A 26667-nucleotide genomic window follows, 5' to 3' on the forward strand; every position below is an offset into this window, starting at 1 on the left:
GGAGTGTGCCGGACGGCTCACTCCCAGAACTGATTAGGACCGTGAAGGCGTCCCTGGTCGCGGAGTCCCCAAGCCGGAGGCTTAAGCCGCGTCGATCGAGCCCGGCTCACTGTCCACAAGAGACCCGCGACTCGCCGAAATGCCCCCTGCCAGGGACTTAAGGCGACCCTGCGGGTGCATGGGGAGCGCGTCCGCCCGAGCCGAGAAGACCGGGCCGACTGCCAGCAGACGGGCCCGTCGGGCGGAAGCGCGGTGTGCGGTCTGTGAGGGACCCCTTGAGGGAATCTGGCTCCCTCAAGGGGTCCCTCACAGACCCATGGAACCGGTCAGACGGGTATTAATCGGGCATTTCGGCGGGGATGGCGTCCTGTGTGGACCGTCCGCGGGCCGAGATCCCCCGGCTTAAGTCCCTGGCATGGGAATCTGATTCCCTCGGGGTTCCCCTCACGACACTCAAACCGCGCGCCCCGGGGCCGACGTCTCAGTGCAGCGCCCGAGCCAGCTGCGGAATCCGCCCGCCGGCCAGCAGCACGTCCACCTGCCGCGGCGACAGCTGGTGGCGTGCCCGGTACTCCTCGTCCCGGGTCTGGTTCCGCACCGTGAACTCCCCCGTCTCGGCCAGCCGGTGCAGCCCGGACACCGACAGCACGTCGTCGCGCTCGATCTTCTCGCTGTCCTCCGACTCGGCGAATTCCAGCGGCAGCACCCCGAAGTTGACCAGGTTCTGCCAGTGGATCCGGGCGAACGACCGGGCCAGCACCACGCGCAAACCCAGGTACCGGGCGGTGATCGCGGCGTGCTCGCGCGACGAGCCCTGGCCGTAGTTCTCCCCCGCGACCACGAAGTGCGCCGGACTGTCGGCCGCACGCTTCGGGTAGTCCTCGTCGATCCGGGTGAAGGTGAACTCGGCCAGCTTCGGGATATTCGAGCGGTAGGGCAGCGCGCGGGCTCCGGCGGGCGAGATTTCGTCGGTCGACACGTCGTCCCCGGCCTTCAGCAGGACCGGGCCCTCGAGCTCGTCCGGCAGCGGGTCGAAGTCCGGCAAGCCGGCGACGTTCGGGCCTTTCACCAGCTCCTCCCGCAGCGCCTCCTCCTCCGGCAGCGGAGCGGCGAAGACGCGCGGGTCGGCTGCCGAACGGGCTGGTCCGGCGACGCGCGGGTACGCGAGGTGGTGGGCGGTGGCGTAGTCGCGCGGATCGGTCAGCACGCCGGTCAGCGCCGACACCGCCGCGGTCTCCGGCGAGCACAGCCAGACCGAGTCGTCGGCGGTGCCGGACCGGCCGGGGAAGTTCCGCGGGAAGGTGCGCAGCGAGTTCGTGCCGGGCGCGGGCGCCTGGCCCATTCCGATGCAGCCGAGGCAGCCCGCCTGGTGCACGCGGGCCCCGGCCGCGACGAGGTCGGTGAGGTGTCCGCTGCGGGCGAGTTCGACAAGGATCTGCCGCGAGGTCGGGTTGACGTCGAAGCTCACCGAATCGGCCGTCTGCCTGCCCCGGACGGTGGCCGCGGCGACCGCGAAGTCCCGGAAACCGGGGTTGGCGGAGGAACCGATCACGACCTGCCCCACCTGCGTCCCCGACACCTCGCGCACCGGCACCACGTTGCCCGGCGACGACGGCTTCGCCACCAACGGCTCCACTGTGGACAGATCGATCACGTCTTCGATGTCGTAGGAGGCGTCGCGTCCGGCGCGCAGGTCGCGGAAGTCGTGTTCGCGCCCCTCCGCCCGCAGGAACGCGCGGATCGCTTCGTCGGCCGGGAACACCGACGCGGTCGCGCCCAGCTCGGCGCCCATGTTGGCGATCACGTGCCGGTCCATCGCGCTCAGGCAGGCCAGCCCCGGGCCGTGGTACTCGATGATCCGGTGCCGTCCGCCGCTCACGCCGTGCCGCCGCAGCATCTCCAGCACGACGTCCTTCGCCGACACCCACGGCGGCAGCTCGTTCTCCAGCCGGACGCCCCAGATCTCCGGCATCCGCAGGTAGAGCGGCTCCCCGGCGATGGCCAGCGCCACTTCGAGGCCGCCGACGCCGACGGCGAGCATGCCCAGCGCGCCTGCCGCACAGGTGTGCGAATCGGACCCGGCGAGGCTCTTGCCGGGCACGCCGAACCGCTCCATGTGCGTCGGGTGCGAAACGCCGTTGCCCGGTTTGGAGAACCACAGCCCGAACCGGCGGCAGGCCGAACGCAGGTAAGCGTGGTCCTCGGCGTTCTTCTCGTCGGCCTGCAGCAGGTTGTGGTCGACGTACTGGACGCTCAGCTCGGTTCGCGCGCGGTCGAGCCCGAGCGCCTCGAGCTCCTGCATCACGAGCGTGCCCGTGGCGTCCTGGGTCAGTGTCTGATCGACCCGCAGGCCGATTTCGGTCCCTGGTTCGAGCCGGCCGGCGACCAGGTGCTCGGCCAGCAGCCGCCCGGCGAGAGTCTGTTCGCGTCCCACTCGGGAGCGGGTACCCGTTTCCGGCGCGGCGAACCGCGATGTTTCCGTCCCGGCCGCGCGGGCAATCCGGGGATCAAGAACGGCGGAAGGAGACTGGGATGCCGCAGCAGGCTTGGAGTTCGAAACGGGAACGGCAGTACCAGCACATCGAGGAGTCGCAGGAAGACCGCGGCGCCAGCAAGAAGCGCGCGAAGGAGATCGCTGCCCGCACGGTGAACAAGAACCGGGCGCAGTCGGGCGAATCGGACCGCGCGAGCAGGTCCTCGGTGCGCGACAAATCGCCGCAGCAGCGCGGCGGGCACCGTTCCGGCAAACGGCTCGGCCCCGGCGGTCCGACGCGCGACCAGCTGTACAACGAGGCCAAGAAGCGCAATATCCACGGCCGGTCGACGATGACCAAGAGGGAACTGGCGAAGGCGCTCGGCCGGGACTGAATCCGCCGCGATGAACCAGTGCCCGATCGAAGATTACGCCCTGCTCGGCGACCTGCACACCGCGGCGTTGGTGTCGCGGGAAGGCGCGGTCGAGTGGCTGTGCCTGCCGCGCTTCGACTCCCCCGCGTGCTTCGCCGCGCTGCTGCACGACGAAAGCGCGGGGGTGTGGCAACTCGGACCCGCGGACGGCGGGCCGGCCACCCGCCGGGGTTACGTCGGCGACTCCCTTGTCCTCGCCAGCGAATGGGAAACCGCCGACGGCACCGTGCGCGTGGTCGACTTCATGCCGCCGCGCGACGGAGCGGCCGATCTCGTCCGCATTGTCGAAGGCGTGCGCGGCCGGGTCCCGATGCGGACCTGCCTGCGGCCGCGGTTCGACTACGGGTCGGTGCGGCCGTGGGTCCGGCACGTCGACGGACGCTTCGACGCGGTCGCTGGCCCCGACGCGGTCCGGCTGACCACTCCGGTCGAAGTGTCCACCGAGGGTTTCGCCGAGTTCACCGTCGCCGAGGGCGACCGCGTGCCGTTCGTGCTGACCTACCACGCCTCGTACCAGGAACGCCCCGATCCGGCTGACGCCGAGAAAGCGCTGGCGCACACCGAACGCTTCTGGGCGGACTGGATCGGCCGCTGCCGGTACGACGGCCGATGGCCCTCCGCGGTGCGCCGCGCGCTGATCACCCTCAAGGCGCTCACCTACGAACCGACTGGCGGCATTCTCGCCGCGCCGACGACCTCGCTGCCGGAACAGCTCGGCGGCGAACGCAACTGGGACTACCGCTACTGCTGGCTGCGCGACGCCACCTTCACCCTGCAAGCGCTCGTCGGCACCGGCTATCCGGACGAAGCGAAAGCCTGGCGCGAATGGCTCGTCCGCGCCGCGGCCGGCGATCCGGCCGACCTCCAAGTCCTTTACGGACTCGACGGTTCCCGCCGCGTTCCGGAGTCCACATTGGACTGGCTCGACGGATACGCCGGTTCCGCCCCGGTACGGATCGGCAACGCCGCCGCGGGCCAGGTCCAGCTCGACGTGTGGGGAGAAGCGCTCGACGGCCTGCACCTCGTCCGCGAAGCCGGACTTCCCGTGATACATCCGGCATGGGATCTGCAACGCGGATTGCTCGATTTCCTCGAAGGCCATTGGGACCAGCCCGACCGGAGCCTGTGGGAAGTCCGCGGCGAACCGCAGCATTTCGTGCATTCCAAGGTGATGGCGTGGGCGGGCGTCGACCGGGCCGTCCGGACAGTGGAATGCCACGATCTCGACGGACCGGTCGACCGCTGGCGCGCGCTGCGCGACCGCATTCACGAGGAAGTCTGCCGGAAGGGTTTCGACACCGACCGCAACACTTTCACCCAGTTCTACGGCTCGCACGGCCTGGACGCCGCGTTGCTGCTCATCCCCCGCGTCGGCTTCCTCCCCGGAAGCGACCCGAGGGTGCGCGGAACCGTCGACGCGGTGCGGAAAGAACTGTCGCGGGACGGTTTCGTCCACCGTTTCGACCCGAATGCCGATTCCGGTCCCGGCGATTTGAGCGGCGGCGAAGGCGCTTTCCTGCCGTGCAGTTTCTGGCTCGCCGACGCGTTGCACGGAACCGGGCGGACCGAGGAAGCCGTCGAGGTTTTCGAGCAAATGCTGGCCGTCCGCAACGACGTCGGGCTGCTGAGCGAGGAATACGACATGAGCGCCGGACAGCAGCTCGGGAACATGCCGCAGGCGTTCAGCATGGTCGGGCTCGTCAACACCGCGCGTCACCTCGACGGAGCGGAAACCACGACAAACGCGACAGGCCACGAACAGGGGCTGCGACACGACGTGTAACGCCCCCGACCTCCGGGTAGCCGGGGAGGACTCAACGCACGGGAGGACTTGTCATGACCGAGACCGTCGGCGACTACCTGCTTTCGCGGCTGCGTGACTGGGGCGTGGAACAGGTGTTCGCGTACCCCGGCGACGGGATCAACGGTCTCGTCGCGTCCTTCGGCAAGGCAGACAACCAGCCGCGCTTCGTCCAAGCCCGGCACGAGGAAATGGCCGCCTTCTCCGCGGTCGGCTACGCGAAGTTCAGCGGGGCCGTCGGCGTGTGCATGGCGACGTCCGGGCCCGGCGCGATCCACCTGCTGAACGGGCTCTACGACGCGAAACTCGACCACGTCCCGGTCGTCGCGATCGTCGGGCAGACCGCGCGCACCGCGATGGGCGGCAGCTACCAGCAGGAGGTCGAACTCCAGGCGCTGTACCGGGATGTCGCGAACGAGTACTGCATCGAGGTGAACGTCGCCGAGCAGCTGCCCAACGCGCTCGACCGCGCGTTCCGGGTCGCGCAGGCGTCGCGCACGCCGACCGCGCTGATCATCCCGGCGGATCTGCAGGAAGAGCCGTACGAGCCGCCGCAGCACGCGTTCAAGCAGATGCCGTCGAGCCCGCCCGGGACCGCGTGGCCGAATCCGGTGCCGCCCGAACCCGCGATCAGCGAGGCAGCCGACGTGCTCAACGCCGGGGAAAAGGTCGCGATCCTCGTCGGGCAAGGCGCTCGCAGCGCGGCCGACGAGGTGCGCCAGGTCGCCGACCTCACCGGAGCCGGCGTGGCGAAAGCGTTGCTGGGCAAGGACGTTCTCCCCGACGACCTGCCGTACGTGACCGGCGCGATCGGCCTGCTCGGCACCCGGCCCAGCTACGAGATGATGCGCGACTGCGACACCCTGCTGATCGTCGGGTCCAATTTCCCGTACAGCCAGTTCCTGCCGGAGTACGGGCAGGCCCGCGCCGTGCAGATCGACATCGACGGCCGGTTCATCGGCATGCGCTACCCCACCGAGGTCAACCTCGTGGGCGACGCCGCCGCGACCCTGCGCGCGCTGCTGCCGAAGCTGAACCGGACCGAAAACCGTTCGTGGCGCGAGAAAATCGAGAAGAACGTCGGCGACTGGTGGACCACCATGGACCAGCAGGCCGAGGTCGACGCGAAACCGGTCAACCCGATGCGGATCGTGCACGAGCTGTCGAAGCAGATCCCGGGCGACGCGATGGTCACCGCCGATTCCGGCTCGTCGACCAACTGGTACGCGCGCAATCTCCGGATCCGCGAAGGCATCCGCAGCACGCTGTCCGGCACGCTCGCGACGATGGGCCCCGGCGTGCCGTACGCGATCGGCGCGAAGTTCGCGCATCCCGACCGGCCGGCGATCGCGCTCGTCGGCGACGGTGCGATGCAGATGAACGGGATGGCCGAGCTGATCACCATCGCCCGCTACCACGGATTGTGGACCGATCCGCGGTGCATTATCTGCGTCTTCCACAACAACGACCTCAACCAGGTCACGTGGGAGCTGCGCGCGATGGGCGGCGCGCCGAAGTTCGAGGAATCGCAGTCGCTGCCGGACGTCGACTACGCCGGGTTCGCCCGCAGTGTCGGCCTCGAAGGCGTGAACGTCGACGACCCGGGCGATCTCGCGTCGGCCTGGCGGACCGCGTTCGCCGCGGACCGGCCGACGGTGCTGGACGTGCGCTGCGACGCCGAGGTTCCGCCGATTCCGCCGCACGCGACGTTCGAGCAGATGAAATCGGTGACCGAGTCCGTGCTCAAGGGCGATCCCGAAGCGTTCCACCTGATGTTCCAGGGTGCGAAGACGAAGCTGCAGGAGTTCTTGCCCGGACGGTCGCGGTGACCGTCGCCGCCCCGCACATCGAACGCATCGACGCGCGCGCCTACCAGGTGCCCACTCCTTCGCCGGAAGCCGACGGCACGCTCTCCTGGGATTCCACCACGCTCGTCGTGGCCAGGGTGCGGGCCGGCGGCACCGACGGTCTCGGCTGGACGTACGCCGATTTCTCGTGCGTCCCGCTGATCGAAGGCAAACTAGCCTCCGCCGTCGTGGGAAAACCGGTCTTGGACCCGCCCGCGTGCTGGGCCGCGATGCAGCACGCGATCCGGAACCTCGGCCGCCCCGGATTGGTCTCTTGTGCACTGTCCGCTGTGGACATCGCGATCTGGGACGCGGCCGCGCGGCTGCTCGACGTTCCGCTGAGCCGCCTGCTCGGCCGGGTGCACGACGAGGTCGACGTGTACGGCAGCGGCGGCTTCACCTCGCAGGACGACGACGAGCTGGTCGCGCAGCTGGACCACTGGGTGCGCGAGCAGCGCATTCCGCGTGTGAAGATCAAGATCGGCGAGTCCTGGGGATCCGCGGTCGCCCGCGACATCGGCCGGGTCCGGCTGGCCCGGGAGACGATCGGGGACGACGCCGCGCTGTACGTCGACGCGAACGGCGGCTATTCGGTCGGCCGGGCCCGCCGGATCGCGGATACCTTGCGGGAGTTCGGCGTGACCTGGTTCGAGGAGCCGGTGTCCAGCGACGATCTGCCCGGGCTCGCGCAGCTGCGCACGCCCGACGGACCGGACATCGCCGCCGGTGAATACGGCTACGACCTGCCGTACTTCGCCCGGATGCTGCCGTCGGTCGACTGTCTCCAGGTCGATGTGACGCGCTGCGGCGGCTACACGGAATGGCGGCGCGTCGCCGCCCTCGCCGCCGCCGCGAACCGCGAGGTTTCCGCGCACTGCGCGCCGAATCTGTCCGCGCACGCGGCCGCCGCGACCCCGAACTTCCGGCACATCGAATGGTTCGCCGACCACGACCGGATCGAACGGGAACTGTTCTACGGCGGCCTCGATCCGAGCGGCGGCCGGGTCGCCCCGTCGATGTCCACCGCCGGGCACGGGCTGCGCCTGCACGCCGACGCCGCGGCCGAGTATGCGGTCAAGGAGGGCCGATGAGCACCGCCGAACTCCCCAATCCCGTGGTCCGCGTGCCGGAACCGGCCGAAATCGACATCGAAGCCCTCGCTGCCGCGTTGCGCGAGCGGGTCGAGGGCGAGGTCCGCTTCGACGACGGCAGCCGCGCCGCCTACTCCACCGACGCGTCCAATTTCCGCCAGGTCCCCCTCGGCGTTGTCGTGCCGCGCTCCCCCGACGACGGCGTCGAAGCGCTGGCCGTCGCGAGGGAGTTCGGCGCGCCGGTGCTTTCGCGGGGCGGCGGCACGAGCCTCGCAGGCCAGTGCACGAACACCGCCGTCGTGCTCGACTGGTCGAAGTACTGCTCCGAGCTGGAATCCGTCGACGCGGAGAACCGCACCTGCGTGGTGCAGCCGGGAATCGTGCTGGACGACCTCAACCGGCAGCTCGCCGACACCGGACTCCGGTACGGGCCCGAGCCGGCCACGCACATGAACTGCACCCTCGGCGGCATGATCGGCAACAACTCCTGCGGCGCGACCGCCCAGCGCACCGGCAAGGTCGTGGACAACATCGTGCGCCTGGAAGTGCTGCTGGCGGACGGAACCCGGTTCTGGTGCGGCAAAACCAGCGACGCCGAGTACGCCGAGATCGAGCACCACGGCGACCGGCGCGCCGCGATCTACCGGCAGCTGCGCCGGCTGCGCGACGAATACGCCGACGAGATCCGCCGCCGCTTCCCGGACATCCCGCGCCGGGTGTCGGGCTACAACCTCGACTCGCTGCTGCCCGAGCACGGCTTCGACATCGCCGGACTGCTCGTCGGCAGCGAATCGACGCTGGTCACGGTCCTGCGCGCGGAACTGAAGCTGGTGCCGGTGCTGCCGGAGCGCGCGATGGTCGTGCTCGGCTACCCGGACATCGCGACCGCCGCCGACGCGGTGCCGGACATCCTGCCGCACGAACCGATCGCGCTCGAAGGCGTCGACCACCGGCTCCTCTACGACGAACGATTGAAGAACCTCAACGAAAAAGCCCGCGAAGAACTGCCGCGCGGCCGGGCGTTCCTGATGGTCCAGTTCGGCGGGCAGACGCTCGAAGAAGCCGACAAGCAAGCGCGCGGGCTGCTCGACTCCATCGAAGGTGCCGAGGTCGCTTTCCTCGACGATCCGGCGAAGGAAGCCGAACTCTGGCAGGTCCGCGAAGCCGGGCTAGGCGCGACCGCGCACGTCCCTGGCGAGCGGGACACCTTCGAGGGCTGGGAAGATTCCGCGGTAGCGCCGGAGAAACTCGGCGACTATCTCCGTCGGCTGGACGCGCTGTACGCGGAATTCGGCTACGCCGACGAAACCGGGCCGAGCCTGTACGGCCACTTCGGACAGGGCTGCGTGCACACGCGGATCCCGTTCGACCTTTACACCGCGTCCGGCGTCGCGACCTACCGGAAGTTCATGGAACGCGCCGCCGACCTCGTCGCGGAGTTCGGCGGCTCGTTCTCCGGCGAGCACGGCGACGGGCAGAGCCGCGGCGAACTGCTGCCGCGCATGTTCGGCAACGACCTGGTCACCGCTTTCGGCCAGCTCAAGGCGATCTTCGACCCGACCGACCGGATGAACCCGGGCAAGGTCGTCGCGCCGTACTCGCTGGACGAAAACCTGCGGCTCGGCGGCTCGTGGTCCCCCGCCGAGCCGCAGGACCTCTACTTCCGCTTCCCGCACGACGGCGGCTCGTTCTCCCAGGCCGCCAACCGGTGCGTCGGCGTCGGCCGCTGCCGGCAGTCCACTTCGGAAAGCGGCGACGTGATGTGCCCGTCGTACCAGGTCACCGGCGAGGAGGAACACTCCACGCGCGGCCGGGCGCGGCTGCTGTTCGAGATGCTCGACGGCCACCACGACGGCCCGATCTCCGACGGCTGGCGCTCCACCGAGGTCCGCGACGCGCTCGACCTGTGCCTTTCCTGCAAGGGCTGCAAATCGGACTGTCCGGCCGATGTGGACATGGCCACCTACAAGGCGGAATTCCTCGCCCACCATTACGAAGGCCGCCCGTGGAAACGGCCGCGGTCGGACTTCAGCATGGGCTGGCTGCCGCTGGTCGCCCGGCTGGTCGGGAAGACCCGCACGGCACGGCTGGTGAACCTGCTGAGCAAAACCCGCCTCGCGACGCGGGCCGCCGGGGTCGAGAACCGCGAAATCCCCCGCTTCGCCCCGAAAACGCTGCCGCGGTGGTTCGCCCGGCATCAACCCGCCGGGACCGGCGCGCGCGGCACCGTGCTGTTGTGGCCGGACACCTTCACGTCCTACTTCCATCCGCACGTCGCCGAGGCCGCCGTGCGAGTGCTCGAGGACGCGGGGTGGCGGGTGGAACTGCCGGAGCCGTCCGTGTGCTGCGGCCTGACCTGGATTTCCACCGGCCAGCTCGGGGTCGCGAAACGGGTTCTCACGCGCACCGTGCGCACGCTGGCCCCGCATCTCCGGAACGGCGGGTTGGTGCTCGGCCTGGAACCCAGCTGCACCGCGGTGTTCCGCTCCGACGTGGCCGAACTGTTCCCCGGCGACCAGGACGTCCGGCGGCTGCGGGACCAGACCGTGACCCTCGCGGAACTGCTGACCGAGCACTCCCCCGGATACCGGCCGCCGCAGATCCCGGGGCACGCACTCGCCCAAGTGCACTGTCACCAGCACGCGGTGCTGGGCTGGGACGCGGACAAGAAACTGCTGCAGGCGGCCGGAGTGGACGTCGAACGGCTGGATTCGGGCTGCTGCGGCCTCGCCGGGAACTTCGGGTTCGAGCGAGGGCATCTGGAAGTCAGCAAGGCCTGCGCGGAACGGGTGCTGCTGCCGCGCGTGCGCCAGGCGGACCGCCGGACGGCGGTGCTGGCGGACGGGTTCAGCTGCCGGACCCAGCTGCACGAACTCGACAGCGGCGGACGCGAAGGCATCCATCTCGCCGAACTGCTGGCCGCCGGTCTCGACTCGAAAGACCGCTGACGGCGCACGGGACGCGCCGGGCAAGGCGAATGTACGTGAGGGGAGCCCTGAGGAACCTGATTCCCAATGCCAGGAACTTGAGCGGCTTGGCCTCAGTCCCGCTCACCGTCCACAAGAGACGCCGCGCCGTCGAAATGCCCGGTTTATTCTCATTCGCCCGTATCGTGTGGGCCGTGAGGGCCACCCTGAGGAACTCTGATTCCCTCAGGGTGGCCCTCACGGCCCGCACGTCCCGCGTCCCAGGCCAGGCGAGACCTTCGACCTGGGCGGACACGGCTCGAACGCCCTTGCAACGCCGCCTTAAGTTCCGGGCAAGGTGAATGTACGTGAGGGGAACCCTGAGGGAATCGGATTCCCTCAGGGTTCCCCTCACGTACATTCACCGGGGTCACGCGGCTCACGGACCGAACCGCGGTCAGCCGCCGGGAACGGTTTCGCCGCCCAAGGCAGCCAGCACCTCGCCGCTGTAATACGAGGACAGCCGATTCGACGCGAGGAACACATACGACGGCGCGAGATCGTCCGGATGCGCCGCCCGCTGCATCGGCGCCTGCAAGCCGAACTTCTCCACCTTCTCCGGCGGGAACGTCGACGGGATCAGCGGCGTCCACACCGGACCTGGCGCGACGCAGTTCACCCGGATCCCCCGGTCGGCCAACGCCTGCGCCATCGCGTACGTCCACGCGTGAATCGCGCCCTTGGTCGCCGAGTAATCGATCAGGCTCTTGTTGCCGCGCAAGCCGTTCACCGAACCGGTGTTGATGATGACGTCGCCGTCGCCCAGATGCGGCAACGCGGCGGCAGTCACCCGGAAGTAGCTGTGCAGATTCACGTCGAACGTGTGCATCCACTGCTCTTCCGTCAGGTCCTCGGGACGGTCCACCGGCCATTGCGTCGCCGCGTTGTTGACCAGGATGTCCAGTCCGTCCAGTTCGGACAGAGTGCGCTCGACGATGTCCCGGCACTGCTTCGCCTCGGCGAGATCGCCGGGCAGCAGCAGGCATTCCCGGCCCTCCGCGCGCACCCGGTCCGCGGTGTACTCGGCGTCCTCGTGCTCGTTGAGATAGGAGATCGCGATGTCCGCGCCCTCTTTCGCGAAGGCGATCGCCACCGCGCGGCCGATTCCGGAATCACCGCCGGTGATCAGCGCGCGCTGGCCGGCCAGCAGGCCGCGGCCCTCGTAGTCGGTCATCGAATCGCGCGGCTGCGGGTCCATTTCCGCGGTGGTGCCCGGCGGGTCCTGCTGCTGCGGAGGTCGGATGCGGTCGGCCACGGGAGTCCTCCCCGGAAAGTCGGTTCTGTTCCTTTCCGGCTACCCGCTGTGCCGTCGTTCAATCGCGGCCCGGTCGAATGCGGGAACGGCCGCGCAACCGTCCCCCTGCGACGGTTGCGCGGCCTTTCGCCCCCTGGCCCGCGCTGCGGCTGCGCGCCGGCTACCCCGGTGCGCAGTCAGCAAACCCGGGGACGATCAGTAATCGTGCGAGAGCGCCTCGACCAGCACGCCGGTGTCCGGATTGGGCATGGCGCGAGCGACGTCCGCCTGGGCGACGACGCCGATCAGGTCGTGGCCGTCGATCACCGGCAGCCGGCGCACGCGGTGCTGCGACATGGTCTGCAAGATCTCGGTGACGTCGTCGTCCGCGCCGATCGTCACCGCTTCTCCCTGCGCCAGCTCGCCGGCGTGCACCGCGCGCGGGTCCTTGCCCTCGGCGATCACCTTCACCACGATGTCGCGGTCGGTCAGCATTCCCTTGAGCCGGTTGTCCTCGCCGCACACCGGCAGCGCGCCCAGCTGTTCGCGCGCCATCGTCTGCGCGGCGTCGTTCACGGTGTCCGACTCGCGCACGCACACGGCGTTCGGTGTCATCAAATCGCGGGCGGTGGTCATGGGTTCGTCTCCTTCCTCCCGGGTCACTCCCCGGCTACCCGCGTTCCCGGCGGTTACGCCTCCCGGGCAGTTTCTCCTTCGCCCGCCCGGGTAACCGGAGCGCATGGAAGGAGCCGACATGCCAGAGCCGTTCCCGCCCGACCCGGTCCGCGCGGAGGGCCCGCCGCTGGTCGCGGCAGGCCGGTCCGGCGCGCCCCGGCTGATCGTGCTCGACCCGGCGGGCGCGGCCAAACACGACGGCCTGCCCGCCACCTGGCGTCCGCTCGCCGAGGACCACGAGATCCTCTGGTACCGGATCCCGGTCGAGGGTGCGTGGCGCGAAACCGCCGAAACCCTTGCCGCTCCTGGGCACAGCGACCTCGTCACGAGCGGTCCCCTCGCCGCCGAGGCGCTGCAGCTGGCGGCCGAACATCCGGGCTCGCTGCGGTCCGTCCTGCTCGTCGACCCGGCGGCGGAAGGCGTGGTGAGCCCCGGTGACGCCGCCGTCGCCGACGAAGCCTGGCTGGTCCGGCACGACGCCGAGATCGCCGCGTTGCGCGAGTCCGGCGTCGAAGTCGAGGTACTGGCGCACAGCCGCGACGACCCGGACGACCAGGTGCCGAGCCCGCTGCCGCTGGGCCACGACTGGGTCGTCGACGCGCTCCGCGAAACCCTCGCCCAGCTGGAGTCCCGCTGACCGGTTTCGCCGCCCACCTGCCGGGTACGCCTCGAAAAAGGAAGGGAGGAAGCCGTGCTGGAGGAAATGAACCGGACGCCCGCGCACGAGAAGTCCACCGCGGACCTCGTGTCGGACCTGACCGGGGAGATCAAGCACCTGGTCCAAGACGAATTCCGCTTGGCCATGGCGGAACTCCAGACGAAGGGCAAACGCCTCGGCTTGGGGGCCGGCCTTTTCGGGTTCGCCGGCGTGCTGGCGCTCCTCGGCGGCGCGACCCTGATCGCCGCGGCGGTGCTCGCCTTGGCGCTCGTCGTGCCCGGCTGGCTGTCCGCGCTGATCGTCGCGGGCGCGCTGCTGCTGGTCGCGGGGCTCGCCGCGCTGGTCGGCGGCAAGGAAGCGCGCCGCGCCGCTCCGCCGGTGCCGGAGGAATCCGTCGAGCGGATGCGCGAGGACGTCGAGACGATGAAGCAAGTGCGGTCATGACGGAACGCAAGGTCGAAGAGGCCCGGGCGGACCGGGACGTCACCCGCGAGGAACTGGCCGAGACGCTGGACGCGCTGAGCCACAAGCTGGACGTCCGGACGCGGGCCGGCGAGAAGGTCGACGCGACGATCGACCGGGCCGCCGAACAGGTCGAGAAGACCGTCTCGGCGCCGGCCGCGGAGAAGGTCCGCGCGGGCGCGGAAGCGGTCCGGAACAACCCGCTCCCGCTGTTCGCGGCGGTTTTCGGCAGCGTGTTCGTGCTTCGTTTCCTGATCCGCCGCCGGCACGCGCACCGGAAGCAAGGCGACGCATGCTGACCGCTCGGGAACAGCGTGCACTGAACGAAATCGAACGCGGTTTGTCCGCCACGGATCCGCGGCTCAGCGCCGAGCTGGCCCGCGGATCCGGGCGTCGGCGCCGTTCCGCGCTGGAGATCCTGGCGATCGTCACCAGCGTCGCGATGATCGCGACCGGGGCGTTCGACTCGCGGCCGGGCATGATCGTCGCCGGGGTGGTCGCGCTCGCCGCGCTCCTGGGCGGTCCGTTCGCGGTGCGGCACTGGAAAGCCGGATCCTCCCGTTGACCGGCGTTCGCTGAGCACGGCGAACGGCACCGGCTTCCCGTTGTTGGCGGACTACCGAATGCTTTCGCCATGCGCGCCTGACGCCAGTCGTACCGCTACCGCGTCGGTCTCCTCGGCCTCGCTGCATTTCCTCGCGCAGCGCTCTGATTCCACTGCGCAGCGACGCCCATTTTGTCCTGTTTCCCCGAATACCCGGTTCTCCGGAACCGCGGCCGCCGTTGCCCGATAGTACTTTCGGCCGATGCCCGCAGGGCGAAAACCCGCCGAAAGGCGTGGGCCATCCCGGGGTTCTTTCCCTCGTCCCGGTTTCCGCGTCCAAGATCGTCTTAGGGTTGGGCGTACTTGGTGATCTTGAAACCGGAATGAGGGGCCCATGCGAAAACGGACCAGGATTCTCGGCAGAACGCTCGCCGCGGCGGGCACCCTCGCGGCGCTGACGATGGCCACGGCCGTCCCGGCGACCGCGGTGCCGCAGGCGGCCGAGCCGACGTCAGTCGACCAGGACATCGCGCAGCTTTACCAGGACGTCGAAGACCTCTACAACGGGCTGCCCGCGAACGCACTGCGCGGCGTCGACCCGCTGTTCGACTCGCCGGTCAAGCGGCCGGGCCAGCAGGCGCACGCCGCGCAGGGCCCGATCCCGGGCTGCACCGAGGGATCGCTGCTGACGTACGCGAACAAGCTCGCGTCTTCGCTGTCCCCGACCGAGAACAAGGCGCTCAGCGCGCTGAGCGCGATCGGCCAGCTCTACACCCAGGCCGTCGCCAGCGACAAGACCCCGCAGGTCTTCGGCACCGACGGGCAGTACACGCCGCGCGCCGGCGCGACGATCGACAAGCTGCGCGGGTTCTGGGACATCGAGAGCTGGAACATCCAGCTGGTCGCCTGGAAGGGCACCGACCTGGGCAGCCAGGACCGCACGACGCAGACGTTCAAGCTCGGCCTCGACCCGAAGCGGGCCGCGGAAGCGGGCGCGCTCGCGACCAAGGTGCTCTACGAGGTTCCGGCGCTGCAGGGCGGCCGCCACCCGCTGCTGACCCTGAACGCGTTCTCCGCCCCGGCCGACAGCCTCGGCGGCAAGCGCATCATGCTCGGCGACGGCCTGCTCGACGTGGTCAACCACCTCGGCTTCGACGACGTGTCGGTGGAAGCGGTCGTCGGCCACGAGTACGGCCACCAGGTCGACTTCGCGCACGAGAACTACCCGCGCAACGAATCCGGCGAGATGGGCCCGGACGCCTACGGCGGCTACTTCGGAGCGCACGCCAAGGGCGAGGCCTGGAACGCCCGCACGCAGCAGGAGGTCACCTACCTCGACGCCTCCATCGGCGACTGCTACCACAGCCACGGCACCCCCGACCAGCGCAAGGCCGCCGGCGCATGGGGCGAGAAGCAGGCCGTGAGCCAGAACAACCCGAACCGGATCATCCCGTCCGCGAAGATGATCGAGAAGTTCCAGAAGGAATACCCGAAGCTGATGCCGCCCGCCACGGCGGCACTGGCCGCGGCGCACTGAGCCACACCGGAGCGGGCCCCGTTTCTCGCGGAACGGGGCCCGTTCGCGTGCTCAGGTGCGATGCCAGGAACTCAAGGCGAGGCTGCGGGTGCGGTGTGGCTGCCCGGGGCGCAGGGACTGACGGGCTGCGTGGTCCCGGTGAATGTACGTGAGGGGAACCCTGAGGGAATCAGATTCCCTCAGGGTTCCCCTCACGACCGACGCGGGCCTTAAGTTCCCGGCATCGGTGTTCAGGTGGCGATAGTGGCCAGCGGGTCGAAGCCGTACGTGCGGGCGTAGCCGTTCTCGGTGCCGACGAGCAGGTCGACGATCTCGAAATAGCGGTCCCAGAACGGAGTTTCGCGCAGGGCGTCGATCAGGAGCTGGTAGGCGTGGTGGTCGTCGGCCTCCCAGACCCAGACGTCGGTGACGCGCGCGGAGTAGAACTCGGTGTCGTAGAACCGGGACCGGACGCCGGTGGTTTTCGTTTCGATCGCCGGGACGACCTGGGCGGCGAACGCGGCCGCCCGTTCCTTCGGGGTCAGGGCGAGCCATTCCGGCGTGGTTTTGACCAGCAGGAACGCGGTCACCGGCGGATTTTCGTGGGACATTGGGGATCCTTAGGCGTCGAAAGCGGGTTTGAGGGTTTCCGCGCACCACTGTTCGAACGTGGTCGGAGACGCGGTTTCGGCAGTGCGCGCGACACCGGCGTCGAGGCCGTTGTCCTTGGCGTGCTTCATGTCCGCGATGCCGTGGACGAAAGTTTCGTCGAGCCCGTAGCCGATGAGCGTGGACCGCAGGTCGTCCAGCGACTCGCGCTCGTAGCGGACCGGACGGCCGAGCTGCTCGGTCATGATGCGGGCCAAGTCGTGGGGAGACAAGTCTTCCGGCCCGAGAACGGGGACGTCGGCGAAGCCGGTCCAGGACCGGTCCCGCAACAGCCGGACGGCGACCGCGGCGATGTCCGCGACGGCGACGAGCGGAGCCTTGCGGTCCGGGTCCAGGACGTCGCTGTAAACGCCCTGCTCCCGGATCGAATCGACTTCCTCCAGCAGATTCTCGAAGAAGGACGGATTGGCCAGCGCCCGATACGCGACGCCGGTGCCCGCGATGAGCTCGTCCATCGCGAGCGACGCGGTCACGAGCCCCGCCCGGTCGGCGACCGCGGTGCCGCGGCCGAGCGCCGAAACTCCGACGACATGCCCGACGCCGTGCGCGACAAGCGCTTTCGCCGCCGGGCCGGTGAAGCCGCTCCAGCCTTCTGTGGGAGCCCGCGTGGAATCCGGTGGCACGACCCAGAAAACGGCGTCCGCGCCCGCGAAAGCCCGGTCGACCGCCTCGGGGTCGCCGTGCGAACCGACGACGACCTCGACGCGCTCGCGCACCGAGTCCGGCAGCCGCGCGGGGTCGCGGACGATCACCCGCGAATCCTCGCCCGCGTCGACCAGTTCGCTCAGCACGCGGCTGCCGATGTTTCCGGTAGGGGCAGTGATGACGATCATGAAAACCTCCGTGGGGTACGCCCTCGATCCTGCTGAGCGCCGCCGTGATGCCACAATGGGAACTTCGGCACGCAATCCTTGCCTGAAATGGAATTACCCTGGTGAACAGCCTGAATCCGGCGATCGACGCCAACCTCGCGGTCGCTTTGGACGCCCTGCTGACCGAGCAGAGCGTCACCCGCGCCGCCGCGCGCCTGCACACGTCGCCGGCCGCGATGAGCCGCACGCTCGCCCGGTTGCGCCGCATCCTGCAAGACCCGTTGCTGGTCCGGGCCGGGCAAGCCATGGTCCCCACGCCGCGCGCCCAATCCCTGCGCGACGAAGCCGCCGCCGTGGTGCAAAGCCTGAACGCGCTGCTCAGCCCCGGCGCCGTCGTGGATCCGGCGACGCTGCGGTCCACCTTCACGATCCAAACCGCGGACCTGGTCGGCGCCGCCCTGGCCGTCGGCCTCCTGCGTCTCACCCGCGAGGAAGCCCCCGGCATCTCGCTCCGCGTCCGGGCCGAAGAACTGGAAGCCGGTTCAGCCCTCCGCGACGGCCGCCTGGACCTTGAGGTCGGCTCCATCGACCACGTCGATCCCGAGACGCAGGTCGAAAAGCTGCTCACTTTGCGCATGGTCGCCGCCGTCCGCCCCGATCACCCCCTGGCTTCGGAACCGTTGACCCCGGCCCGGCTCGCCGCGGCCGACCACGTCGCCGTCAGCCGCCGCGGCCGGTTCGCCGGCCCCCTCGACGCGGCGCTGGCCGAACACAACCTCCGCCGCCTGGTCGCGATCGTCCTGCCGAGCCACCTGGCCGCGATGGCGGTCGCCGCCCGCAGCGATGTGGTGTGCCTGATCCCCGCGTCGCTCCCCGGCGAACCGCCCTCGCCGCTCACCGCCGACGCGACCGCGCTCGGCCTGCGGCTTCTCGACATCCCGGTCCCGTTGCCGCCGTTGGAGATCGGCATGGCTTGGCATCCGCGGCAGTCCGCCGACGGAGCGCACCGCTGGCTCCGGGCCGCGGTGCGGCGGACGCTTTGCGCGAACCCGTGAGGGCCGTGCTGTTTTGGCGGTAAGTTGCCCCGCGTGGAGTTCGCAGTCGCCGACGACGAGGTATGGCTCTCCGCTTTCGACACCCTCCCGCAATGGGAAGACGCGTCGGGCGACAGCTACGTGCGGGAACTCAAGATCCCCGTATCCGAGACCGGGGAACTCCACCTCAGCTGGGACCCAGTCGAGCGGAGCGTCCGCCTCCGGTACCGCCAGGGGTCGGACGTCGTCGTCGACGTCTTCCGCGAACAAGCGACCGTGCTGACGATCCACCAACCCGGCCCGATCATCGCCGTCGAATACCGCGCCGAAGACTGCCTCGGCCGGATGCGCGTGCAGCTGCAGCCAACCTTCGCCCTGGACGACGTCTTCCTCCGCACCTGACGCCGAACTGCCCCCACGTCGCAGTTAAACCCCTTCACCTTTCCTATTGACCTTCACCAACGCTGCGCTATAGGCTTTCACTATCGTTAAACCTATTAACTGCACGAAGCAGCCCCATGCGCAGCACCGACCCGAAAACCTCGCGCCCCCTTCGCCGCACAGCCTTGCTCGCCGTCCCGCTGGCCGCTGTTCTCACCCCAGCCCCCGCCCAAGCCGCCGTTCTTAGTCCGGCCGCGCCGACCTGCCAAGGCCACGGTGTCGACCCCGCCGCGAAAGCCCGCCACCGCGCCGAAATCCTCGTCCACGCCCCGCTGCACCGGATCTGGGACCTCCACACCGACGTGGAAGCCTGGACGTCCTGGCAGAAGCCCGCCGCCCCGATGACCGTGCGCCGCCTGGATCCCGGCCCGCTGCGCGAACACTCACGATTCCAAGCGACCGTCCAGGTGCCCTCGGTTCCGCCGAGCACAGTGGTCATCAACTCCACCGTCCGCCAACTCCAGCGCGGCAAGTGCCTCCGTTGGACCGGCCCGGCAGACGCCACCGGCTACCACATCGACGGCGTCCACGTTTGGACCTTCCGCCCCACCCGCGACGGCGTCCTCGTCCGCACCGAAGAAAGCCACTCGGGCCCCCAAGCCGACCCGACGTCCGACATGGGCCTCGAAACCTGGCTGAGCGACCTGAAAACCGCCGCCGAAACCGGTTGTCGCGACTAACCCGCGCCCCGGGCCGCCGCTGCGCCTCGTCAGCCACCGGATCACCCGGGACCCGGGCACTGGCCGCGAAAGCAGCCCACCGAACCAGCGCCCACTGCGGCCTCACCGACCACCGCCAGCCCCTCCGGGCCACCAACGGCTCCCCGCCACCAAAACTCCGCCGAACCAACCGCCGCCGCGCCCGAACCGACCAGCCGCCGCGTGGGCCGTCCGGCGAAACCGGCGCCTCGGCGCAACAGCGCAACGGATCCCGCGGCGACGAACACGGCCCCCAGACCTCCTCCGCACCACCCCGCGTCCGCGCGGACCCGCCCAGAGACCTCCGCCGCACCGCCAATCCGCCCGCGGCCACGCAGGTCCGCTCAAAGGTCCCCGCCGCACCAGCCCGCCTCCGCGCAGGTCCGCCCAAAGGTCCCCGCCGCACCAGCCCGCCTCCGCGCAGGTCCGCCCAAGGACCTCCGCCGCACCACCCCGCCTCCGCGCAAACCTCCGCCGCACCACCCCGCCTCCGCGCGGACCCGCCCAAAGACGTCCGCCGCACCACCAATCCACCCCGCAGCCGCGCAAACCCGCCCCCACGACCACCCGCAGCGCAGACCGCTCTCGAACGCAGCGACCCCGGCCCCCGCGATCACTCCGCGTCGAGCACCGACCGCAGCGTCCGCAGCAACGGCCCGGCGTCCGTCCCGAACATCTGCGTGTCCACCTGCTCCACCGCGGTCACCGCGCGACCGGCCAGATCACGGCCCTTTCCGGTCAGCCGCACCAGTTTCGCGCGGGTGTCACCGGAGTCGACCGTCCGGGTCACCAGCCCGGCCGCCTCCAGCCGGGCGATCACCTGGGACGTCATCTTGACATCGGTGCCCGCCTGCGCGGCCAGTTCCTGTTGCCGCGGCGGCGTTCCGTGCGTTTCCAGCCACCAGCAGCACGCGAGCAGCACGAACTGCACGTGCGTGAGCCCCAGCGGTTCGAGCGTCTGCCGGATCCGTCGCTGCCACGCCAAAGTCACGTGCCACAGCAGAAAACCCGGACTGTCCCCCGGCCCCTCGAACCGCGTCATCGCGCGGACCGCTCCGCATAGCCGAGGAGATCGCTCATGGCGACCGGAAAGTCCTCGCTGATCTGCGGTCCCAGCTCTGGCCCCGCCGAGCCTTCGATCTCCAGCCGATGCGTCACGCGCGTACCGCCGCCGGAGAGCGGGGCGAGTGTGTGCCGGAACCGCAGCACCACGTCGCCGAAGCGGGTTTCGTCTTCGTAGACCTCGTTTTCGGCCAATTCCGTGATGCGCGAACGGAACGTGTCCTGCCCCTGCGGCGTGACCGACAGCTCGGTCCCCTTCTCGAACGGCCCGTGCAACTCGAACCGGTCACTGCGCTCGCTCAACGACGTTCCGCTGTGCAACGCCCGCAACGCGGCCCACACCGCCTCCGGGCTCGCCGACGTCTCCGCGCTGTAGTCAGTGGTCCACATAAGCCCTCCCAGTTAGTATGCGCAGAGACTATCTGCGCGCAGGCTATCTGGCAAGACCAGCCGGACACGACGGTCAGGCGAAGCACGGCCGCGTCGCACTGGGCGCGGGCGAGCAGGCGGTGATCCCGGTACGGCTACTCGAACGCATCCCAGGCGATCTCGTCACCGGCCACAGTCATGCGGCCAGCAGCCCGAGTCCCCGCACGCACGGCGAGCATCGGGGTTTGGCCGCGCCGCGGTCGAACCGGGGCCATGGTCAGTCATCGTGCCGCTCAACGAGCGCGGCGGCACCTCACGCAGGGCTTTCGTCCGCCTCCCGGCGCTCAGCCAGAATCTCCGTCACCCGCTCCCCGGGCAGCGCGCTCCGCAGCGCCAACGCCATCACCACCGCGGTCAGCACCAGCGACGCCACCGCACCCAGCGAAAAGTCCAGGACTCCCAGGTTCCCGGCATGCTTCGAAGCCTCCGGATACGTGCCGAGGTAGCTGATCACCGCGAGTCCGGCGAACCACACCAGCACCCACCAGCCGTGCCGGAAGTCCAGTTTCGGCGACTTCTTCGCGAACGCCTGGTTCAGCGCGAGCAGAAGATAACCGAAGGCGATCACCACGAACAGTTTCCAGTTCGTGTCCCACCCGGTCCAGTAGATGATCAGGTTGGTGGAGAACAGCGCCAGGAACGCGACCGCCCACGTGAAGCCCCGGCCGAGGCGGAACGGGCGCTCGCGGCTCGGCAGCTGGCTGCGCATCGCCAGCAGCACCAGCGGACCCGACCCGAACGACAGCACAGTGCTGTTCGTGACGAACGAAACCAGTTTGTTCCACCCGGGGAAGGGCAGGAAGAAGAAGCAGCCGATGACGAACGCCAGGATCAGGCTGACCCACGGCACGCCGGCGGAGTTCACCTTCGCGAGTCCGGACGGCGCGTTTCCGTTGCGCCCCATGGCATACGAGATGCGCGCGGTGACGCCGGTGTAGATCAGGCCGGTGTCGCCCGGCGAGATGATCGCGTCGGCGTACAGGAGGGTGGCCAGCCAGCCGATGCCGAGCACGCTCGAGATCGCGGCGAGCGGGCCGAACGTGGCCAGGACGTCGCTGCCCGCGGTGAAGTTCGAGCCGACGTGTTCCCAGCCCTGTTTGCCGATCGCGTCGGACGGGGCCGCGCCGATGAACGCGATCTGCAGCAGCACGTACAGGATTCCGGTGAGCACGACCGAACCGATGAGCGTGAGCGGCACGTTGCGTTTCGGGTTCGCCGTCTCCCCCGCCAGTTCGACGCCTTGCCGGAAGCCGAAGAACGAGAACGCGATGCCCGCGCTCGCGACCGCGGAGAAGATTCCGTGCGTCCCGTACGGGGCGAATCCGCCGTAGTCCGTGAAATGCCCGGGATGGAACGCGGTCACCAGGAAAACGACGATCACCAGCGCGATGACGGCAAGTTTCCACCACACGAGCACATTGTTGATCCGGGCGAACCAGCGTACGCCGAAGAAATTCACCAGCACGAAGAACGCCAGCAGCAGGATCGAGATCCCGGTGCCCGCCGGGGTGAGCACGGCGTTGCGGTCGGCGTCGAGCGTTTCCAGCCAGGGCAGATAATTCGTGGCGTACTGGACGACCGCGAGCACCTCGATCGGCGACACCGCGGCGGCCGCGATCCACGTCACCCAGCCCATGGAGAAGCTCGCGAAGGAACCGAACGAATAGTGCGGGAACCGCGCGACGCCGCCGGAATGCGGGAACATCGTGCCCAATTCGGCGTACGTCATCCCGATCAGCACGAACATGACCGCGCCGATGCCCCACGACACGATCGCCGCGGGCCCGGCGAGCTGCGCGGCGTTGAGCGCGCCGAAGAGCCATCCGGACCCGATGATCGACCCCACCGCGGTGAACAGCAGCCCGATCGGGCCGAAGTGCTTCTTCAGCCGTTTGTCGTCGCCCGCGACGACCGCCGGGGACGGCTGTTCGGTCTTTCCGGCTGTGTCCATGGCGCGGCCTCCTGCCGGGTCGGCGGTCCGCTTCCACTCTCCTCCCGCGGCGGTGCACGCAGAATAAGCGGACATAAAATTGTTACCTTGTGCACCATTCGGCGCCAGGCCGGGATCCTGCTCGGTTCGCCGTTGCCGCACAACGGTATTCGCGAGTTATGTCCGACATCGCCGGTTTCCCGCGGCGGAGCTACCAGGTCGCGCGCAGAATCCCGGTCACGTCCGCCGCCGACGCCTCCCGCGGGGTATTCGCCAGCACCCCGTCCGCCAGGGTGTCGGCCACCAGGTCCGGCAGATCTGCTTCGCCGATGCCGAATTCGCGCAGCCGGCCGGCCAGTTCGACCTCGGCGACCAGGCGTTCGACCGCCGCGATCGCCGCGTCCGCGTTGTGCCCGACTGATTTCCGGGCATCGGCGACGCCCAGCGGTTCCGCCAAACGCGCCAGCCGGTCTTCCCGCACCGCGCGGTTGAACCGCAGGCATTCGGCGAGCACCAAGGCCAGCGCCTGGCCGTGCGGCAGATCGAACCGGCCGCCGAGCGAGTGCCCGATGCCGTGCACCACGCCGAGTCCGGTCGTCCGCATCGCCTGGCCCGCCGTATGCGCGGCGAGCATCAGGTTCGCCCGCGCGGCCAGGTCTCCGCCGACTGCGACCGCGCGGCGCAGGTTCTCCGCGACCAAGCGGACGGCTTGCAGGTCCAGACCATCCGCCCATGGATTGGGCCGGGCGGAGAGAAAGGACTCCACGGCATGGGTCAGGCAGTCGATCCCGGCGGCCGCGGTCGCGCGCGGCGGCAGGCTGAGGGTGAGCTCCGGGTCGAGAAGTGCGTACCGGGCAAGGCAAGCCGGGCCGCCGAGGTAGCACTTGCGCTGCTGCCGGGGATCGGTGATGACGCCGAGGTCGTTGCACTCCGAACCGGTGCCAGACGTGGTCGGGATCGCCACGATCGGCAACGCGGGCACCAGGTCCGCCGAAACTTCGGTGCTCCAGGTCAGTTCGGCGGCCGGACGGTCGTTGACGGCGGCCAGCGCGATCGCCTTCGCCGCGTCCAAAGCAGACCCGCCGCCCAGCGAAACCACCGCTTCCGCCTCGGCGGCGCGCACGAAAGCACCGCCCGCGTCGACGTCGTCGGTGGTGGGATTCGGGTGCACCTCGGAGAAAACCTCGACCGCGAGCCCGTCTTGACATGCCAACTGGGCTGCCTGCTCGGGCAACGGAGTCGCGACGAGCCCGCGATCACTGACCAGGACAATCTTCCGCGCGCCGATCGCCCGGATCAATCGCGGCAGCTCTTCAACGGCACCAGCGGCGAACGTGGCAGCCGGATACGGACCGATTTCGATGGCTGAGATCTCCGGCATGCCTACCTCCCGAACCGGTCTTCGTCGACCGCGACGCCCAGCCCGGGCGCGGACGGCACGTGCAGCAGTCCGTCCGCGTCGATGTCCAGCGGGGCGGAAAGCAGGAAGTCGCGCCGTTCCGGCGTCCACACCGGCGGGTCGTAAGGGAATTCGAGGTACGGTCCCCCGCCGACGCCCGCGGTCACGTGCAGGTTCGCGACCAGCCCGAGGCCGTTGGACCAGGTGTGCGGCGTGAAGAGCCGGTTGCGCGCCAGCACCAGCTCGGCGAGCGTGCGGGCGCGCAGCATTCCGGCAGCGAGCGCGACGTCAGGCTGGTATACGTCGAGTGCGTCGGATTCGACCAGGTCCAGCAGCTCGCTGAAGGTCCGGACCATTTCTCCCCCGGCGACGCGGACCCCGGCGTCCCGCACCGCGCGCAGGCCGGGCCGGTCGTCCAGCGGCAGCGGTTCCTCGAGCCAGAAGACGTCCACTTCGCGCAGCGCCGCGGCGAAGCGCCGGACCGCCGCCGGGTCGAGCGAAGGCCGCACGTCGCCGGGCATCCGCCACGCCTGGTTCAGGTCGGCCATCAGCGTCATCTCCGGTCCGACCGCCTCCCGGACCGCTCGCATGGTGCGGATCCCGCCCGCGAAATCGTCCGCGGCCAGCCGGATCTTCGCCGCCGGGAACCCGCGGTCGCGCACTCCGGTCATCATCTCGGCCCGCTCGTCGGCAGGCAGGATCCGCCCGGTCGACGCGTACGCCGGGATCGCGTCCGCCGCGCCGCCGAACAACGTCGCGACCGGAACGCCGAGCACCTTCCCGATGACGTCCCACAGCGCGATCTCCAGCGGCCAGTAGCGCCCGGCGTGGAACGCGATGGTCTCCAGCGCCCGCACGTGGCGGCTGATCGCCATCGGATCCTGGCCGAGGAACAGCTCCGCGTACGGCTCGAAGCCCGCCATCGTGTCGCCGGAGCCGTAGCCGACCACGCCCTCGTCGGTCACGACCTTGACCACCGTCGCGTCAAAGCGCGTGCGCGGCACCGGATCCCACGCGGCGTCGAACGGCGGATCGAGCGGCAGCGTCCCGGGCAGCAGCTGGATGTCGGCGATCTTCACGCATCGGACGGTAACCGCGGATTGACGCTCGCCCAATCGTTGTTGCACAGTCCTCAACATGGCGAACCAGCGCACCTACGGTTCGGGTCTGGTCCGCGACGTCGACCTGCTCGAAGTCCTCGCACTGCCGGAAGCGCGCGACGGGCTCGGGGTGTCCCGTGTCGCCGAACTGTCCGGACGGGACAAAGCCCAGGTCTCGCGCGCCCTCGCGACGCTCGCCGACGCCGGCCTCGTGTCGCGCGACGAGCACACCCGCGCGTACCGGCCGGGCTGGCGGCTGTTCGCCTTGGCCACGCACGCCACCGAAACGCATCTCGCGCACCTCGCCACGCCTTTTCTGCGCACGATCGTGGCGCGGCTCAACGAAACGACGCATCTGTGCGTCCTGCGCGCCGGGCAGGTGTTCACCCTCCGGAGCGAACTCGCGTCCCACGCTTTTCGCGGACTCGGCTGGGAAGGCGTCGGCGTCGACCCGTTCACGACCTCACCCGGACGGGTGTTATTGAGCGAATGGGACGAGGAAACCCTCGGACACTGGTGGCGGACCTTCGGCGCCGCCGCCACGCACCCGCTCCCCGACCTTCCCGGCACCGCCGAGGAACCGCCGCCGCTCACGCTCGACCAACTGGCCGGGAAGCTCGCGGGGATCCGGGAACGCGGCTACGAAACGGTGGACGAGGAGTTCGAACCGGGGTTGGTCGGCGTGTCCGCCCCGGTGTACGGCTTCCGGGGCGACATCGTCGCGGCAGTCAACGTGTCCGCCCCGAAATCGCGCCTCGGCGGACGCCTGCCCGCGGCCGGCCGGTTCGCCCGCAGCGTCGCCGACCGGATCTCCGCCGTGCTCGGCGCGCCGGGATGACGGTCATTTATGCTGCGCGAAAGCGTCTCTTCCCGGCAGGTGGTCGCATGTACGAAATCCCGCCCACGGCGGCCATGCAACGCTGGTCAGTCTCGGTCGACGGCGCCCACGCGATCTTCGCCTGCGCGCCGTGGCTCGAAGACCACACCGCGGACCGGGTGCTGCCGCGCCTGTGGCCAGGCCGCGGACTGGGAGTCAGCGACGCCGACGCCGCCGGTTTCGCCGCCGCGATCGCCGAGACGATGAAGGCCCCGAACTACTGGACCGCCAGCCACGCCGCAGCGCGCGCCTGGCAAGACCAGCCGTGGTCCCCCGCCCGCCGCGACCACGACGACGGTTTCGTGTACTTCGCCGGACCTTGCGGAGAGCCGGGGGTTTCGGTGGGGTACCGACCGGCTTACCACCTGCCGCTGGCACTGCGTGATCTGCGGGGCTTGCGGATCCGGGTGACGGCTTACCTGCGCGGGGTGCGGGTGTTGAGCTGAGTCTCTCTTGCAGCTCTCTTGCAGCGGGGTGAGGTTCACCCCGGGTCGTGGACACCGAGTTAGCAGGAT

At 69.7% G+C, this 26667-nt stretch carries 25 protein-coding genes; 15 read left to right on the forward strand and 10 right to left on the reverse strand.

Features of this window, described 5'->3' with window-relative positions; all coding sequences use genetic code 11:
• Nucleotides 1-481: 481 nt before the first annotated feature.
• Nucleotides 482-2434: an aconitate hydratase gene (locus EIZ44_RS41930; protein WP_134734349.1), complete on the reverse strand. Its 1953-nt coding sequence runs from the start codon at nt 2432-2434 to the stop codon at nt 482-484.
• A 98-nt stretch (nt 2435-2532) separates the two neighbouring features.
• On the opposite strand from EIZ44_RS41930, the gene EIZ44_RS41935 reads away from it, so the two are divergent.
• Genes EIZ44_RS41935 through EIZ44_RS41955 form a run of 5 tightly spaced genes read left to right on the forward strand, consistent with a single transcriptional unit; the run spans nt 2533 to nt 10594 of the window.
• Nucleotides 2533-2868, forward strand: a complete 336-nt coding sequence (locus tag EIZ44_RS41935; RefSeq protein WP_134734350.1) for a plasmid stabilization protein — start codon at nt 2533-2535, stop codon at nt 2866-2868.
• A gap of 10 nt (nt 2869-2878) precedes the next feature.
• Nucleotides 2879-4690 carry a glycoside hydrolase family 15 protein gene (locus tag EIZ44_RS41940; protein WP_134734351.1) on the forward strand — a complete coding sequence of 604 codons (1812 nt, stop codon included), beginning with the start codon at nt 2879-2881 and terminating at the stop codon, nt 4688-4690.
• Nucleotides 4691-4743: 53 nt separating this feature from the next.
• Nucleotides 4744-6537 carry a thiamine pyrophosphate-requiring protein gene (locus EIZ44_RS41945; protein ID WP_037813280.1) on the forward strand — a complete coding sequence of 598 codons (1794 nt, stop codon included), beginning with the start codon at nt 4744-4746 and terminating at the stop codon, nt 6535-6537.
• Nucleotides 6534-7646: an enolase C-terminal domain-like protein gene (locus EIZ44_RS41950; protein ID WP_134734352.1), complete on the forward strand. Its 1113-nt coding sequence runs from the start codon at nt 6534-6536 to the stop codon at nt 7644-7646. The genes EIZ44_RS41945 and EIZ44_RS41950 overlap by 4 nt, the downstream gene beginning before the upstream one ends.
• Nucleotides 7643-10594, forward strand: coding sequence for an FAD-binding and (Fe-S)-binding domain-containing protein (locus tag EIZ44_RS41955; RefSeq protein WP_134734353.1), 2952 nt, complete (start codon nt 7643-7645; stop codon nt 10592-10594). Before EIZ44_RS41950 ends, EIZ44_RS41955 begins: the two co-directional genes overlap by 4 nt.
• A 415-nt stretch (nt 10595-11009) precedes the next feature.
• On the opposite strand, the gene EIZ44_RS41960 is transcribed toward EIZ44_RS41955, so the two are convergent.
• Together EIZ44_RS41960 and EIZ44_RS41965 are read right to left on the reverse strand one after the other, a co-directional pair.
• Complete coding sequence (locus EIZ44_RS41960; RefSeq protein WP_043833301.1) at nt 11010-11867, reverse strand: SDR family oxidoreductase; 858 nt, start codon at nt 11865-11867, stop codon at nt 11010-11012.
• Nucleotides 11868-12062: 195 nt separating this feature from the next.
• Nucleotides 12063-12482 (reverse strand): CBS domain-containing protein, encoded by a 420-nt coding sequence (locus tag EIZ44_RS41965; RefSeq protein ID WP_037813288.1) that lies wholly within the window; start codon nt 12480-12482, stop codon nt 12063-12065.
• 118 nt (nt 12483-12600) lie between these two features.
• Here EIZ44_RS41965 and EIZ44_RS41970 point away from each other — a divergent pair, with 118 nt between their 5' ends.
• The 5 genes from EIZ44_RS41970 (at nt 12601) to EIZ44_RS41990 (ending at nt 15722) form a co-directional block, all read left to right on the forward strand.
• Nucleotides 12601-13158, forward strand: coding sequence for a hypothetical protein (locus tag EIZ44_RS41970; protein WP_134734354.1), 558 nt, complete (start codon nt 12601-12603; stop codon nt 13156-13158).
• A 54-nt stretch (nt 13159-13212) separates the two neighbouring features.
• Entirely contained in the window at nt 13213-13623 is a 411-nt protein-coding gene (locus EIZ44_RS41975) for a phage holin family protein (protein WP_043833299.1), read from the forward strand.
• Entirely contained in the window at nt 13620-13940 is a 321-nt protein-coding gene (locus tag EIZ44_RS41980; RefSeq protein ID WP_043833297.1) for a DUF3618 domain-containing protein, read from the forward strand. Before EIZ44_RS41975 ends, EIZ44_RS41980 begins: the two co-directional genes overlap by 4 nt.
• Entirely contained in the window at nt 13934-14206 is a 273-nt protein-coding gene (locus tag EIZ44_RS41985; protein ID WP_134734355.1) for a DUF3040 domain-containing protein, read from the forward strand. Before EIZ44_RS41980 ends, EIZ44_RS41985 begins: the two co-directional genes overlap by 7 nt.
• A gap of 373 nt (nt 14207-14579) precedes the next feature.
• Nucleotides 14580-15722, forward strand: coding sequence for a M48 family metalloprotease (locus EIZ44_RS41990; RefSeq protein ID WP_134734356.1), 1143 nt, complete (start codon nt 14580-14582; stop codon nt 15720-15722).
• Between the two features lie 230 nt (nt 15723-15952).
• On the opposite strand, the gene EIZ44_RS41995 is transcribed toward EIZ44_RS41990, so the two are convergent.
• Together EIZ44_RS41995 and EIZ44_RS42000 are read right to left on the reverse strand one after the other, a co-directional pair.
• Entirely contained in the window at nt 15953-16312 is a 360-nt protein-coding gene (locus EIZ44_RS41995; protein ID WP_134734357.1) for a darcynin family protein, read from the reverse strand.
• Nucleotides 16313-16321: 9 nt separating this feature from the next.
• Nucleotides 16322-17203 carry an NAD(P)H-binding protein gene (locus EIZ44_RS42000; RefSeq protein ID WP_134734358.1) on the reverse strand — a complete coding sequence of 294 codons (882 nt, stop codon included), beginning with the start codon at nt 17201-17203 and terminating at the stop codon, nt 16322-16324.
• Between the two features lie 101 nt (nt 17204-17304).
• Between EIZ44_RS42000 and EIZ44_RS42005 the strand changes: the two genes are divergently transcribed.
• The 3 genes from EIZ44_RS42005 to EIZ44_RS42015 all read left to right on the forward strand — a co-directional run bounded on the left by EIZ44_RS42005 (nt 17305) and on the right by EIZ44_RS42015 (nt 19337).
• Nucleotides 17305-18237: a LysR family transcriptional regulator gene (locus EIZ44_RS42005; RefSeq protein WP_205673478.1), complete on the forward strand. Its 933-nt coding sequence runs from the start codon at nt 17305-17307 to the stop codon at nt 18235-18237.
• A gap of 33 nt (nt 18238-18270) precedes the next feature.
• The gene (locus tag EIZ44_RS42010; RefSeq protein WP_134734360.1) at nt 18271-18618 is read left to right on the forward strand and encodes a hypothetical protein; all 348 of its coding nucleotides are present in this window, start codon (nt 18271-18273) and stop codon (nt 18616-18618) included.
• Between the two features lie 116 nt (nt 18619-18734).
• On the forward strand, nt 18735-19337 hold the full coding sequence (locus EIZ44_RS42015) for an SRPBCC family protein (RefSeq protein WP_134734361.1): 603 nt from the start codon (nt 18735-18737) through the stop codon (nt 19335-19337).
• 631 nt (nt 19338-19968) lie between these two features.
• Here EIZ44_RS42015 and EIZ44_RS42020 read toward each other — a convergent pair.
• From EIZ44_RS42020 to EIZ44_RS42040, 5 genes are all read right to left on the reverse strand, one after another.
• Entirely contained in the window at nt 19969-20397 is a 429-nt protein-coding gene (locus EIZ44_RS42020; protein WP_134734362.1) for a MarR family winged helix-turn-helix transcriptional regulator, read from the reverse strand.
• Nucleotides 20394-20807 (reverse strand): SRPBCC family protein, encoded by a 414-nt coding sequence (locus EIZ44_RS42025; protein WP_037813313.1) that lies wholly within the window; start codon nt 20805-20807, stop codon nt 20394-20396. Before EIZ44_RS42025 ends, EIZ44_RS42020 begins: the two co-directional genes overlap by 4 nt.
• Nucleotides 20808-21099: 292 nt before the next feature.
• Nucleotides 21100-22797, reverse strand: a complete 1698-nt coding sequence (locus EIZ44_RS42030; protein WP_134734363.1) for an APC family permease — start codon at nt 22795-22797, stop codon at nt 21100-21102.
• A 190-nt stretch (nt 22798-22987) separates the two neighbouring features.
• Nucleotides 22988-24157 (reverse strand): iron-containing alcohol dehydrogenase family protein, encoded by a 1170-nt coding sequence (locus EIZ44_RS42035; RefSeq protein ID WP_134734364.1) that lies wholly within the window; start codon nt 24155-24157, stop codon nt 22988-22990.
• Between the two features lie 2 nt (nt 24158-24159).
• A complete protein-coding gene (locus tag EIZ44_RS42040; protein WP_134734365.1) occupies nt 24160-25254 on the reverse strand; it encodes a mandelate racemase/muconate lactonizing enzyme family protein in 1095 nt (364 codons plus the stop codon).
• A gap of 58 nt (nt 25255-25312) precedes the next feature.
• Between EIZ44_RS42040 and EIZ44_RS42045 the strand changes: the two genes are divergently transcribed.
• A complete protein-coding gene (locus EIZ44_RS42045; protein ID WP_134734366.1) occupies nt 25313-26113 on the forward strand; it encodes an IclR family transcriptional regulator in 801 nt (266 codons plus the stop codon).
• 47 nt (nt 26114-26160) lie between these two features.
• Nucleotides 26161-26598 (forward strand): hypothetical protein, encoded by a 438-nt coding sequence (locus tag EIZ44_RS42050; RefSeq protein WP_238607019.1) that lies wholly within the window; start codon nt 26161-26163, stop codon nt 26596-26598.
• Nucleotides 26599-26667: the final 69 nt, after the last annotated feature.

Source organism: Amycolatopsis nivea, from assembly GCF_004522235.1.
GTDB lineage: Bacteria > Actinomycetota > Actinomycetes > Mycobacteriales > Pseudonocardiaceae > Amycolatopsis > Amycolatopsis nivea.